The 13155-nt window shown below is 74.6% G+C and carries 11 protein-coding genes; 1 reads left to right on the forward strand and 10 read right to left on the reverse strand.

Annotation, left to right across the window (positions count from 1 at the left end; translation table 11 throughout):
- Positions 1-24: 24 nt before the first annotated feature.
- Complete coding sequence (locus tag PSQ21_RS14425; protein ID WP_274030908.1) at positions 25-741, forward strand: nucleotidyltransferase family protein; 717 nt, start codon at positions 25-27, stop codon at positions 739-741.
- Between the two features lie 195 nt (positions 742-936).
- Here the strand turns inward: PSQ21_RS14425 and PSQ21_RS14430 are convergent, their stop codons facing one another.
- The 10 genes from PSQ21_RS14430 to ispD form a co-directional block, all read right to left on the reverse strand.
- Complete coding sequence (locus PSQ21_RS14430) at positions 937-2592, reverse strand: DoxX family membrane protein (RefSeq protein ID WP_274030910.1); 1656 nt, start codon at positions 2590-2592, stop codon at positions 937-939.
- A 296-nt stretch (positions 2593-2888) separates the two neighbouring features.
- Positions 2889-3845 (reverse strand): 23S rRNA (guanosine(2251)-2'-O)-methyltransferase RlmB, encoded by a 957-nt coding sequence (gene rlmB / locus PSQ21_RS14435; protein WP_097867448.1) that lies wholly within the window; start codon positions 3843-3845, stop codon positions 2889-2891.
- A gap of 98 nt (positions 3846-3943) precedes the next feature.
- Positions 3944-5344, reverse strand: a complete 1401-nt coding sequence (cysS, locus tag PSQ21_RS14440) for a cysteine--tRNA ligase (protein ID WP_274030911.1) — start codon at positions 5342-5344, stop codon at positions 3944-3946.
- Between the two features lie 177 nt (positions 5345-5521).
- On the reverse strand, positions 5522-5926 hold the full coding sequence (locus tag PSQ21_RS14445) for a PPOX class F420-dependent oxidoreductase (protein ID WP_274030912.1): 405 nt from the start codon (positions 5924-5926) through the stop codon (positions 5522-5524).
- A gap of 48 nt (positions 5927-5974) precedes the next feature.
- Positions 5975-7519: an MDR family MFS transporter gene (locus PSQ21_RS14450; RefSeq protein WP_274030913.1), complete on the reverse strand. Its 1545-nt coding sequence runs from the start codon at positions 7517-7519 to the stop codon at positions 5975-5977.
- The gene (locus PSQ21_RS14455) at positions 7516-9237 is read right to left on the reverse strand and encodes an ABC transporter permease subunit (RefSeq protein ID WP_274030914.1); all 1722 of its coding nucleotides are present in this window, start codon (positions 9235-9237) and stop codon (positions 7516-7518) included. The genes PSQ21_RS14450 and PSQ21_RS14455 overlap by 4 nt, the downstream gene beginning before the upstream one ends.
- Positions 9238-9241: 4 nt before the next feature.
- Positions 9242-10774 carry an ABC transporter substrate-binding protein gene (locus tag PSQ21_RS14460; RefSeq protein WP_274030915.1) on the reverse strand — a complete coding sequence of 511 codons (1533 nt, stop codon included), beginning with the start codon at positions 10772-10774 and terminating at the stop codon, positions 9242-9244.
- Positions 10775-10805: 31 nt separating this feature from the next.
- On the reverse strand, positions 10806-11516 hold the full coding sequence (locus PSQ21_RS14465) for a GNAT family N-acetyltransferase (protein WP_443334390.1): 711 nt from the start codon (positions 11514-11516) through the stop codon (positions 10806-10808).
- Between the two features lie 86 nt (positions 11517-11602).
- Positions 11603-12124 carry a 2-C-methyl-D-erythritol 2,4-cyclodiphosphate synthase gene (gene ispF, locus PSQ21_RS14470; protein WP_274030916.1) on the reverse strand — a complete coding sequence of 174 codons (522 nt, stop codon included), beginning with the start codon at positions 12122-12124 and terminating at the stop codon, positions 11603-11605.
- Positions 12114-12881: a 2-C-methyl-D-erythritol 4-phosphate cytidylyltransferase gene (gene ispD, locus PSQ21_RS14475; RefSeq protein ID WP_274030917.1), complete on the reverse strand. Its 768-nt coding sequence runs from the start codon at positions 12879-12881 to the stop codon at positions 12114-12116. Before ispD ends, ispF begins: the two co-directional genes overlap by 11 nt.
- Positions 12882-13155: the final 274 nt, after the last annotated feature.

The raw sequence follows: 13155 nt of genomic DNA on the forward strand, positions 1-13155 counted from the left end.
CGGGCACCGCATATCGTGCCTGCCATGCATACATTTCCGACGCAGGCCGTGATCCTTGCCGGTGGCCAGGGGTCGCGGCTGCGGCCGTACACCGACGACCGCCCCAAGCCGATGGTCGAGATCCCCGGAACCGGGACTCCGATCATCGGCCATCAGCTGTCCTGGCTGGCCGCCGAAGGCGTCACCGACGCCGTGGTCTCCTGCGGGCACCTCGCCGAGGTGCTCCAGGAGTGGCTGGACGCCGCCGTTCTGCCGCTCCGGGTCACCACCGTCGTGGAGACCGAGCCGCTGGGCCGTGGCGGCGGCCTGAAGTACGCGGCCGGGCGGCTGCCCGATCCGGAGCAGCCCTGGTACGCCACCAACGGCGACATCTGGACCCGCTTCTCCCTGCGGGAGATGGCCGCCTTCCACGCGGAGCGCGACGCGACCGCCACCCTGGCCCTCGCCCGGCCCCGGATCCCGTGGGGGGCCGTGGAGACGGACGCGTTCGGGCACATCACCGACTTCATCGAGTCGCCGCCCTCCCCGTATCTGATCAACGCGGGGGTGTACGTGTTCTCGCCCGCGTTCACGAAGCTGCTGCCGGACCGCGGCGACCATGAGCGGACCACGTTCCCGCGGCTCGCCCGCGAGCGCCGGCTGGCCGGGTATCCGCTGCCGAACGGGGCGTACTGGCGGGCCATCGACACCGCGAAGGACCTGACCGAGGCGGCCCGCGAGCTCGGCGCCCACAACGGCTGACACCACCGTCACCTTCACCACCGTCACCTTCACCGCCGTCACCTCCACAGCTGCGGCCTTCGCAGCGGTGGCCTTCACCGCCGTCACCCTCGCAGCCGTCGCCCTCGCCCCTGGGGACCCGCCCGCACATGAAGGGGCGGCCCCCGCCCGGTGGTTCCGCCGGGTGGGGGCCGCCCCTTCGTGCTGTCGTACGGGTCAGCCGAGGAGACCGCCGATCGGGTTCCGGCCGCCGCCCGTGGTCGATCCCTCACCGCCGGAGGAGGTCGAGCCGCCGGTGGGCGCCGGTTCGTCGCCGGTGGACCCGGAGGAGGCGTCGCCGGCGGACCCGGAGGAGGTGGGTCCGGCGCTGGTGGCCGCCGGGGGCTCCTGCGGGGTGGACTGCTGCGGGGGCTCCTGGCCTGTGCCCTGGGTCTGGCTGGGCTGGGTGTCCGAACCGGTGCTCTGGCCGCCGGATTCGCGCACCGCGCCCTGTGTCGTCCCGCCGTCGGCGGGGGTGGTGGCCGCGCCGGAGCGGCTGGGCTCCGGCTGCCGCTCCTGCTCCGGCGTACGGGATGCCTGGCGCTCGCCGGTGGACTCCTGGGGCAGCGGCATGCCGGGGAGGCGGTTGGTGGGGTTGTCGTTGCGGCCGGGGACGGTGACGACCTCGCTGGAGCGGACCGCGCCGCCGAGGATGGAGCCGATGAGCAGGGTGAGGCCGACGACGACCGTCGCGACGACGGTGCCCCGGCGCAGGACCCGGCGGCGCAGGTCCCAGATCTCCGAGCGCGGGCCGAGCTTGCGCCAGGCCTCCCCGGCCAGGCGGCCGTCCACGGAGTAGACCGGCGCGCCCGCGATGATCAGCGGGCTCCAGGCGGCCAGCAGGATGATGTCGGGGGCGTCGTACACCGCGACCGAACGCCAGCTCACCGTCACCAGCAGCGCGGCGGAGAGCAGCGCGCCGAACACGGCGGCGACCCGCTGCCAGAGGCCGAGGACGGTGAGCACACCGACCACGACCTGGAGGAAGGCGACGGTCAGTCCGGCGCCGACCGGGTGGGAGAGCGCGAAGTCGCGCAGCGGCTCGGCCATCGCCCACGGATGCAGGGAGGTCAGCCACTTCACCATCGAGCCGCGCTCGCCGCCGTCGAAGTACACGGGGTCGCACAGCTTGCCCATGCCGGCGTAGATGGAGATGAAGCCGAGGAGCACCCGCATGGGGAGCAGGACGACGCCCAGGTTCATCCGGTGGCCGGGGTAGTAGGCGTGCCGGACGGGGTCGCCCGTGCCACGCCGGGAACGGGACTCGGCGGCCTCGGCGGATTCGTCGGCCTCGTCGTAGCCGTCGGCGTCGCCGGAAGCTCCGGGGGCTCCGGGCCGGTCGAAGTCGTCGGGCCCGTCGACCGGGTCGTACGCGCCGACGGCCTGCCGCATGGGCGGCAGCAGCGGACCGGTGCGTCCCGGCTGTTGAGGGGCGGTCAGTACGGGGTTGGGCTGCGTCTCCTCCAGGAGCGGGATGACCTGCGTCGCGCCCGCTCCGTGCCCGTCCCCGGACGCCGCGCCGAGTCCGGCGTCGAGGTGTCCGGCGGTGGAGTTGCGCACGGCCTGGAGCAGGCCCGTCGCGCCGGGGTCGCCGGGAGCGGACTTGCCGCTCCAGACGACGGGTGCCCGCCTGCGGCCTCCGCCGGCACCGCTCATGGCGGGGATGCGGGCCGTTACCGCGGGGGCACCGCGCAGCCGTGCGCGCTGGCCCGGGGCGAGCTGCACCCGGAAGCTGGCGTGGTTGACGATGACCTGCGCGGGGTCGCTGTCCACCTTGGTCATGCTCAGGGCGGGTTGCTCGTCGAACCGAGGCGTTCTGGTGTCCACACGCATCTAACCGCGCGATGTGTGTTTAGGACACTGCCTCGGCCGCCCGGATATGTCCGAGACCCGTCAAGATCAGGCCAAACTCGGGCAACTGGAACTGTGTTCGGCGTTCGCGCGTCAACTCGCCCGGCGGGCGAGCCCGTTACCGCGCACGGCCCGCGCGGCGCCACGCACGCGCAATGACACGCACACAGTGCCCCGCGCGGTGCCACGCACACGCAGCGCCACGCGCGGCCGCGCACACGCGGTGCCGCACGCGGCGCCACGCGAGAACGCCGCGGCCCCGGCGGCCCGGCGGACGGCTATCCGCGGCGGCGCGCCACCTCGTACAGCACGATGCCCGCCGCGACACCGGCGTTGAGCGACTCCGCGCCGCCCGGCATCGAGATCCGCACCCGGTAGTCGCAGGTCTCGCCGACGAGACGGCCGAGCCCCTTGCCCTCGCTGCCGATGACGATGACGACCGGGCCCGCCAGCTGCTCCAGGTCCTCCACCGTGTGCTCGCCGTCGGCGGCCAGGCCGACGACCGTGAGGCCCGCCTTCTGGTAGCCCTCCAGCGCGCGGGTGAGGTTGGTGACCCGGGAGACGGGCGTGCGGGCCGCCGTGCCGGCCGAGGACTTCCACGCGCCGGCGGTCATGCCGGCCGCGCGGCGCTCGGGTACGACGACGCCGTGGCCGCCGAACGCGGAGACCGAGCGGACGATCGCGCCGAGGTTGCGCGGGTCGGTCACCCCGTCGAGGGCGACGATCAGCGGGTCCTCGTTGTTGTCGTACGCGGCGGCGGTGAGGTCCTCCGGGTGCGCGTACTCGTACGGCGGGACCTGGAGGACGAGGCCCTGGTGGTTCAGGCCGTTCGTCATCCGGTCCAGCTCGGGGCGCGGGGCCTCCATCAGGTTGATGTTGCCGCGCTCGCTCGCGAGCTTGAGGGCGTCGCGGACGCGCTCGTCGTTGTCGATGTACTGCTGGACGTAGAGGGTGACGGCGGGCACGCCGTCGCGCAGGGCCTCGTAGACCGGGTTACGGCCGACGACCATCTCCGAGGTGCCCTTCACCCCGCCGCGCCGGGGCGCGGGGCGGCGGGCCGCGGCCTGCTTGGCCTGGGCGCCGGCGATCCGGTTCTTCTTGTGTCCCTTACGGGCGGAGGCGGGCGGCGTCGGCCCCTTGCCTTCGAGGCCACGGCGTCGCTGGCCACCGCTGCCGACCTGCATGCCCTTCTTGTTGGACGTGCGGCGGTTCCTGCGCTGGCTGTTCCCGGCCATGATCTACCTGTTTCGTTGCTTTCAGACGTACGTATGTATAGGGAAAGTGTGCCGCCCGGATCGCCGGGCGGCACATCTGCACTGCTCGGCGGGGGCGCTCAGCGCGGTCCCAGCGTCCACCGGGGGCCGGTGGGGCTGTCCTCGATGACGAGGCCGGACTGGCCCAGCTGGTCGCGGATGGCGTCGGCGGCGGCCCAGTCCTTGCGGTCGCGGGCCGACTGCCGCTGGTCGAGGACGAGGCGCACGAGGGTGTCGACGACGCCGTGCAGGTCCTCGCCCCGGTCGCTCTCGCCCGCCCAGTGCGGGTCGAGCGGGTCCAGGCCGAGGACGCCGAGCATGGCCCGGACCTCGGCGAGGCGGGCGGCCGCGGCTTCCTTGTCGTCGGCGGCCAGTGCGCTGTTGCCCTGGCGGACGGTGGTGTGGATGATCGCCAGCGCCTGCGGGACGCCCAGGTCCTCGTCCATCGCGGCGGCGAAGGCGGGCGGCACCTCGGCGGCGGGGGCGACGGCCTCCCCGGCCTTCTCGGTGACGCGCTGGATGAAGCCCTCGATCCGTGCGAACGCGGACTCGGCCTCGCGCAGGGCCTCCTCGCTGTACTCGATCATCGACCGGTAGTGCGGGGTGCCGAGGTAGTAGCGCAGGACGATCGGGCGCCACTGCTTGACCATCTCGCTGACGAGGACGGAGTTGCCCAGCGACTTGGACATCTTCTCGCCGGACATGGTGACCCAGGCGTTGTGCACCCAGTACGTGGCGAATGCGTCGCCGTACGCCTTGGCCTGGGCGATCTCGTTCTCGTGGTGCGGGAAGATCAGGTCGAGGCCGCCGCCGTGGATGTCGAAGGCGGAGCCCAGGTACTTGTGGGCCATCGCGGAGCACTCCAGGTGCCAGCCGGGCCGGCCGCGCCCCCAGGGCGTCTCCCAGCTGGGCTCGCCCGGCTTGGTCGCCTTCCACATGGCGAAGTCGCGCTGGTCGCGCTTGCCGGTCTCGCCGTCGCCGGAGGGCTGGCGCAGATCGTCCAGCTCCTGGTTGGAGAGCTCCAGATAGCTGGGCAGGGAGCGCACGTCGAAGTAGACGTTGCCGTCGGCCTCGTAGGCGTGACCTCGCTCGATCAGACCGCGCATCATCTCGATCATCTCGGGAACGTGGCCGGTGGCCCGGGGCTCGTACGTGGGCGGCAGGCAGCCCAGCGCGTCGTAGCCGTCGTTGAACGCGCGCTCGTTCTCGTAGCCGATCGACCACCAGGGCCGGCCCTGTTCGGCGGACTTCGTGATGATCTTGTCGTCGATGTCGGTGACGTTCCGGATGAACGTGACGTCGTAGCCGCGGTAGGTGAACCAGCGGCGCATGATGTCGAAGTTCAGGCCCGAGCGGATGTGGCCGATGTGCGGTGCTGCCTGGACAGTGGCGCCACAGAGGTAGATCGAGACACAGCCCGCCGTGAGCGGGACGAAGTCGCGGATCTGCCGGGCGTTGGTGTCGTGCAGGCGAATAGTCACGCCTCAAGGGTAGTAGGCCCGCACCAGTGCCCCGCGACCCTTGGGGATCGCGGGGACAACTTTCTGGTACCGGGATGCCCCGGAACGGCCCGGGAAGGGCCCGGAGAGCGTTCTCACACCCTCCGTGGGGCCCGGTCCGGGGCCTAGTCACACCCTCCGTGGGGCCCGGCCCGGGGCCTAGATACGGCCGACGACCTTGCGCGGGGAGACGCGGACGACGACACGGGGGTCGTCGCGGTCGGAGTCCGGGTTGAACTCCGCGTACGGCTTGCCGGTGTACTTCATCGAGAGCTCGTCGATCAGTTCCTGCCCGCCGTCCGTCGTCAGCGTCGCCTCGCCGCGGATCTCCGCGTAGGTGTACGGGGCGTCGAAGGGCTGGACGACCACGGTGACGCGCGGGTCGCGGCGGAGGTTCTTCTCCTTGCGGCGGCCGACGGTGGTGGAGATCAGGACGTCGTCGCCGTCGCGCTTGACCCAGACCGGGGAGACCTGGGGGCTGCCGTCGGGCTGGATGGTGGCGATGTTGACGAAGACGGGACTGTCGAGCAGGTTCTTGAGCTCGGCGGAGAGGGTGGCGGTCATGCGTACGTCCTCCTGGGGTGCGGTTCGGTACTTCGTCCGGTGCTGCTCCTACCCCGCGACCGCGCGCGTTCCCTGATCCTTCCCGCCCCGGCCCACCGGAAGAGTGAACGCCAGTGCCGCCCCCGCCAGGGGGACCGCGGCGAGCGCCGCCCACCGCACGGGCGCGGGCGCGTCGAGCAGCGCGCCGGTCGCCGCGCTCCCCCCGAGGACGGCGATCCCGGAGACGGAGGACAGCGCCCCCGTGGCCAGCCCGAGCTGCCGGTCCTCGACCAGGTCGGGCACCAGGCCCCGGGCTGCGGGGACCAGCAGCATCTGGCCCAGGGTCAGCAGGACGACGAGCGCCGCGCCGGGCAGCAGTCCGCCGGGGCCGGCGGGGGTCAGCGGTACGGCGGCGAACCCGGCGGCGACGACCACCAGGCCGGTGACCAGTGCGGTACGCGGGGCGATCCGGTGGGCGGAGAAGCGGGTCAGCGGCATTTGGGCGACGACGACGAGCAGCGAGGACAGCGCGAAGAGCCAGCCGAGCGCGGCCCCCGATCCGGTGGCCCGCTCCACCTCGACGGGCAGCGAGAGATAGAGCTGGTTGTAGGCGACAAGGTAGGTGCTGTACGCGAGGCAGAGCAGCAGGAACGGCCGGTTGGTGAACACCGCGCGCCAGGACGACCGCCCCGGTCGGGCCGTACGGGTGACGGCGCCCGGGGCCTGTGCCCCGCCCCCTCCCTGTCCCTGTACCCCTTCCCGTTTCCGTTCCCGTTTCCGTGTCCGTACGGGGTCGGCGCGTGGCATCAGACGGGCGTGCCCGGCCAGTACGGCGACGAAGACGACGGCCCCGGCGAGGCAGGCGGCCCGGAAGCCGCCGCCGAGCAGCAGGAGCAGGGAGCCGAGCAGCGGCCCGATGAACGCCCCGGCCTGCCCGGCGGCGGAGAACAGGGCGAGGACGTGGGCGCGCGGGGCGCCGGTGTCCCGTTCGTGCCGGACGGCCTCGCGGGCGGCCTCGGACTCGACGGCCGGGGAGAACAACGCGGCGGCGAAGCCGATGAGGAGCACCGCGGCGATGACAGTGGCCGTGGACCCGGCGAAGGCGAGCCAGCCGAACCCGGCGATCCGCAGGGCGCAGCCCGCCAGCACGACGGGGCGTGGTCCGTACCGGTCGGTGAGCGCGCCACCGACGACGAACAGCCCCTGCTGGCTGAAGGTGCGCAGCCCGAGGACGAGGCCGACGAGCCAGCCCGCCATGCCGAGGCCGCTGCCGAGGTGGGTGGCCAGGTAGGGCAGGACGGCATAGAAGCCGGTGTTGAAGGCGAACTGGGTGGCGGTGAGGAGCCGGAGGTACGGCGTGGGCGCGCTCGCGAACCGGGGCCGGCGGCGGCTCTTCCCCTCGGCAAGGGCTCCTGCGGGCCCGCCGGCGTGCGCGGGTTCCGGCTCGGGCGCGCCGGTGCGGGTGGGCGCGGGCTCGGGCGCGTCGGTGCGGGCGGGCGCGGGCGCGGGTTCGCCGGTGCGGGTGGGCGCGGGCGCGACGGTGCGGGTGGGCGCGGGCGCGACGGTGCGGGTGGGCGCGGGCGCGTCGGCGGGCTCCGGTTCGTGTCGGGTCACTTCAGGCCCGCCGGAGTGCGCCCGCGCACGGCGGCCGAGGTGAGGACGGCCAGTGCGCCGAGGACGGCGAGCGCGGCGGCGGGAGCGAGGACGGCCCACGGGGCGCGTTCCGCGTACGGCATGTTCTCCGACAGCATCCGGCCCCACTCCGGCGCCGGGGCCTGCGTGCCGAGGCCGAGGAAGCCGAGGGAGGCGAGGGCCAGCGCGATGGCCGGGATGCGGAGCAGGGCGTGGCGCACCACCGGCGGCAGGACCCCGGGCAGGACGTGGCGGCGCAGGAGGTGGGCCCGGTCCGCGCCGAGGGCGACGGCGGCGGCGAGGTGCGGGGCCGCCTTCTCCTGGGCGTACAGGGCGGCGGTGTGGGCGGCGAGCGGGGCCCAGGCGACGGCGGCCACCGCCGCCGCGGCGCCCCAGGGGCCCGGACCGGCGATGCCCGCGACGACGAGGCCGGCGAGCACGGCGGGGAGCGCGTTCGCCGTCTCGGTGAGCGCCCCGGCGCGGGCGGCCCCGAGGAGCAGCCCGAGCACGAGGGTGACGGCTCCGACCGCCACGGCGGCCAGCGCGGTGCGGGCCGCACCGTGGCCGAGGCGGGCGAGGACGTCGCGGCCGAGGTTGTCGGTGCCGAAGGGGTGCGCGGCGGAGGGGCCGGCGAGGCGCGCGGCCGTGTCGACGTGGAGCGGATCGCGCAGGAGGCCCGCGACGGTGACGGCGATCAGGAGGCCGCCGAGGGCGACGGCGGCGACGGCGAGCGCGCGGCGGCCGGGCAGCCGGGGCGCGACGAGGGCGGGCAGCGCGCGGTCGGTGAGGGCGGGGCCGAGCAGCGTGCGGACGGCGAGGCGGGAGAGCAGGCCCGCGGCGACGCCGAGGAGGAGCAGGACCAGCACGGCCGCCTGGAGGACGGGCAGGTCCTGGGCGAGGGCGGCGGCCAGGGCCGTACCGCCGAGGCCGGGGATCGCGTACAGCGTCTCGACGGCGACCGCCCCGCCGGTCAGCCCGACCGTGACCAGGCCGAGCTGGGGCAGCAGCCCAGGCAGCGCCCGGCGCAGGGCGTGCCGGGCGACGATGCGGCCGGGCAGGCCGTTCGCGGCGGCGGCGCGGGCCCAGGGTTCGGCGAACGCGCCGGGCAGGGCGTCGTCCAGCAGCCGGCCGAGCAGCGCCCCGGCGGGGACGCCCATGGCGAGCGCGGGCAGCACGAGCTGGTCGGGGGCGCCCCAGCCGAGCGCCGGGAACCACCCGAGGTGCACGGCGAGGACCGTGGCCAGTACGGCGGCGAGCAGGAACTCCGGCAGCGCGGCGAGCACCGCCGCCCCCGCTCCGGCGCGCACCCGGACGATCCGGCGCGCGGCCCCGCGCCGGAGGGTGGCGGCGCTCAGCGCGAGGGCGAGGAGCACGGCGACGGCGAGGGAGGCGGCCATCAGGGTGAGGGAGGTGCCGAGGGCGGCGGTCACGTCGGGTCCGACGGGCTGCCCGGAGACCCAGGACGTGCCGAGGTCGCCGCGTACGAGCCCGCCGAGCCAGCCGCCCAGGACGTGCCGGGGTCCGCCGTCGAGCCCGGTCTCGGCGCGGATCGCGGCGAGGGTCTCGGGTGTCGGGGCCCGGTCGGCGTACCGGGCGTGCAGGATCGTGCGGGCCGGGTCGGTCCGGGTCAGCCAGGGCAGCAGCCCGATCACCGCGACGACGGCGAGCAGCGTGCCGAGCCGTCCCGCGAGGTACTTCACGCGGTCACCCGACGCGGGTGTCGGCGGTGATGAGGGTGCGCTCCATGGGGTCGAGGGCGACGCCCCGGACGCGGGTGTCGTCGTAGCCCTGCACGAAGCGCTCGTGGACGAGCGGGACGAGGGCGTCGGAGCCGAGGATCGCGGCCTCGGCGGCCATCTCGGCCCGGTGGCGGGCGTCGGTGTCGGCGAGGGCGGCGGCCTTGTCGACGGCGGCGTCGACGGGGGTCGCGCAGAGCTGCGTGATGTTGAAGCTGCCGTCGCAGGTGAAGTCGGAGGCGAGGTAGGAGACCGGGTCGGCGGTGTCCAGGAGGGTGTTGCGGGCCTGGATGAACGCGTCGTACTTCCCGGCGAGCGCGTCGGCCTCCATCTGCGCGTAGTCGCGGACGACCTGCTTGACGGTGAAGCCGCGCTTCTCCAGCTGCTGCTGGACGACGGTGGCGACCTCGGGCAGCTCGGGCCGGTTGGTGTAGGTGGCGAGCACGATCTGCCGCGTCCCGGCGACCTCGGCGGGGGCGGCGGCCTTCGCGCGGCCGGTGGGGGCGGTGCGCAGGTCGGCGGCCCACGGGACGCCGGGGCCCAGCAGCCCCCGCGCGGTGTCGGCACGCCCTTCGTAGACGCCGTCGACGAGGGCCTGGGAGTCGATGGCCTCGCGGGCGGCGGCGCGCATCGCCGGGTCGGCGAAGACGCCGCGTCCGGTGTTCAGGGAAAGGCCGTTGGTGCGGGCGGAGGGGAACTCGTGGACCAGGCCGTCGCCGAGCAGCGAGGCCTGGGAGATCGGTACGTACTCGGCGACGTCGACGTCCTTCGTCCGCAGCGCGTTGGCGCGGGCGGTGCCGTCGGCGACGAACTTCACGTCGGCGCCGGGGGCCTTGGCCCTGCCGCCCCAGTAGGTGTCGTTGCGCTCCAGGGTGGCGCTGACCGCGCCGTTGACCTCGGCGAGGGTGAAGGGGCCGGTGGCGTGCCCGGCGGGGTTCACCCGGGCCGCGTCCTTGTACGCGGCGGCGGACAGGATGCTCAGGGAGGGGTTGGCGAGCCGCTGGGGCAGCAGCGGCTCGGCGTCCTTCGTGGTGATCCGTACGGTCCGGGCGTCCTCGGCCGTGGCGGTGAGCGTGGTGTCGGACAGCACCCGGGGCTTGGGGGACGCCTTCTGCGCGGCGGTCAGCGAGCGGACCACGGCGGCGGCGTCGAGCTTCGTCCCGTCCTGGAAGACGGTGTCCTCGCGGACCGTGAACTCCCAGACCCGGTCGCCGTCGCGCTTCCAGGAGGCGGCGAGAGCCGGCTCGGCCTCCCCGTTCCGGTCGAGCCGGGTGAGTCCTTCGACGACGGCGAGCCGGCTCAGGGTGACGGCGTCGTCGCCGTACGGGGACATGGCCTGGGCGGGCGGGAAGGCCATGGCCACCTTCAGCCGCTGGTCGCCGCCGGAGCCGCCGGAATCCGTGGAGGAGGTGCAGGCGGTGGCGACGGGCACGAGGAGCGCGGCGGCGGCCAGGGGCAGCGCGACGCGGCGGCGGTGAGGGCGGGGACGGGGGGTGGGCATCGCAACGACCTTATATGAAAATGATTGTCGTCTAACTGGCGGGGGCGGTCCGGGTGAAGCCGCCGACGGAGGCCGGGCCGGCCCCGGGCATCGGCAGTTCGAAGTGGACGATTCCCTGCCCGCCCCCGGGCAGCGTCCGCTCGTCGCACACCTCGCGGGCCAGCGAACGCCAGAAGGGCTCGGCGCCCGGCACGGCCGGGTCGGTGTGCAAGTACAGCGCCTCGTACCCCCCGGCCCTGGCGGCGAACTCCCCCAGCTCGCGCACCAGCCGCCGGGCCAGTCCGTGCCTGCGGTGCTCGGGGCGCACATAGATCCGGCAGAGCTGCGCGGTGGTCCCGGAGGGGAAGCGCTCGGCGACCCACGGGGGGTTGGGCGGCGCCTGCGGCCCCCGGTCGCGTACGGCCCCGGTGGCGACGATCTCGCCGCCGTGCTCGACGACGAGCAGGGTGCAGCGCTCCGGGCGCAGGTAGGCGGCCTGGGGGTCGATGATGTCGGCGTGCCAGCGGGGTACGTAGCCGGACTTCAGGTCGCGGTAGACGGTGTCGAGCATCACGGCCCGCGCTCCGCCGAGGTCGTCGGCGGTGGCGGTGCGCAGGACGTATCCGGCGGCGCCGTCGCCTCCGTCACCTGCGTGGCCCCCGTGATCCCCGTGGTCCCTGTAGGTCCCGTGGCCCCCGTGGGCGGTCCGGTCATCGGTCCGGTCGGTCGCCGTCACCGTGGTCGCGCTGGTCACCGGTGCCACTCCCGCCTCCTGCCTCACATCGCTTGCACCTTCAGCGTACGTGCAAGCGATGTGCAGCAGGCGCGGGGCCGGGCGCCGACCGGGCGTCAGGCGGTCCGGTACACCAGGGCGGTCGCGATACCGGCGATGCCCTCGCCCCGGCCGGTGAAGCCGAGCCCGTCGGAGGTGGCGGCGGAGAGCGAGACCGGGGCGCCGACGGCGGCGGACAGCACCTCCTGCGCCTCCTCGCGCCGCTTGCCGATCTTCGGGCGGAGGCCGACGACCTGGACGGCGACGTTCCCGATCTCGAAGCCCTCGGCGCGGACGATCCGGGCGGCTTCGGTGAGCAGCGTGATGCCAGCGGCCCCGGACCACTCGGGGCGGCCGGTGCCGAAGTGCTGCCCGAGGTCGCCGAGGCCGGCGGCGGAGAAGAGCGCGTTGCAGGCGGCGTGCGCGACGACGTCGGCGTCCGAATGGCCGGCCAGACCGGGGCCCTCCCCCTCCCACTTCAGGCCGGCGCACCACAGCTCACGGCCCTCTTCGAAGGCGTGGATGTCGGTGCCGATGCCGACGAGCGGGATGACGGGGGCGGGGACGGGGGCTCCCGCTCCGGGGTTCTCAGAAACCATCGTTGGCCCTCCTGCGGGCGAGTACCGCCTCGGCCAGCACCAGATCGAGCGGCCGGGTCACCTTGAACGCCTCCTCGTGGCCGGGGACGACGACCACGGGCGCGCCGAGCCGTTCCACCATGCCCGCGTCGTCCGTGGCGCCCTCGCCGTCGACCGCGACCTCGGCGTGCGCCCGCGCCAGCGTCTCGCGGTCGAAGCCCTGCGGCGTCTGCACCGCGCGCAGCCTGGCCCGTGCGGGGGTGGAGAGCACCGGCTCGGGCTCCCCGGGCGTCCCGGCGGGCTCGACCTCCTTGACGGTGTCCGCGAGGGGCAGCGCGGGAACGACGGCGGGCGCTCCGTCGCGTACGGCCGAGGCGACCGCGTCGACCGTGTCGACCGGCACCAGGGGGCGGGCGGCGTCGTGGACCAGGACGACGGCGACGTCGTCGGGCAGCGCGTCGAGGCCCAGGCGCACGGACTCCTGGCGGGTCTCACCGCCCGGCACCACCGAGTAGTCGGTGTGCTCGGGCAGCGCGTGCTCGTCGAGGAGGTGCTTCACCTCGGGCGCGCCGTCCGGCGGGGCGACGACCACGACGAGGGAGACGGCCCGGGACGCGGCCATGGCGCGAACGGCGTGGATCAGCATGGGCGTCCCGCCGAGCACCCGAAGGGCCTTGGGCGCGCCCGGCCCGAGCCGCACGCCCCGTCCGGCCGCGGGGATCACCGCGGCGGTACGGGGAGGGCGCGGCCGGTCGGTCGGGGGTGGTGTCGATGACATCGAGTGCACTCCGAAGGTCCGAGAAGGTCCGAAGGTTCGGCAGGTTTGTTTCCACGACCGACATGGGTAGGGGCCTCACCGAGCCGGGCGTGACGCCCTGGGCTCGCACCGGGCCCCTTCCGTGACCCCCGGTCGAGCACAGGTCGCATCGGGCGCTCACGCGACACGGGGGCCGCCCTTCACCGGCGGCCACCGCACACGCGGATCACACCGCGGGCACGGGGCCTACCGGCAGTCGGGCACCGGATGCGGTCGGGGTCCGAACATGCCGCAG

Source organism: Streptomyces sp. MMBL 11-1 (assembly GCF_028622875.1).
Taxonomy (GTDB): Bacteria; Actinomycetota; Actinomycetes; order Streptomycetales; family Streptomycetaceae; genus Streptomyces.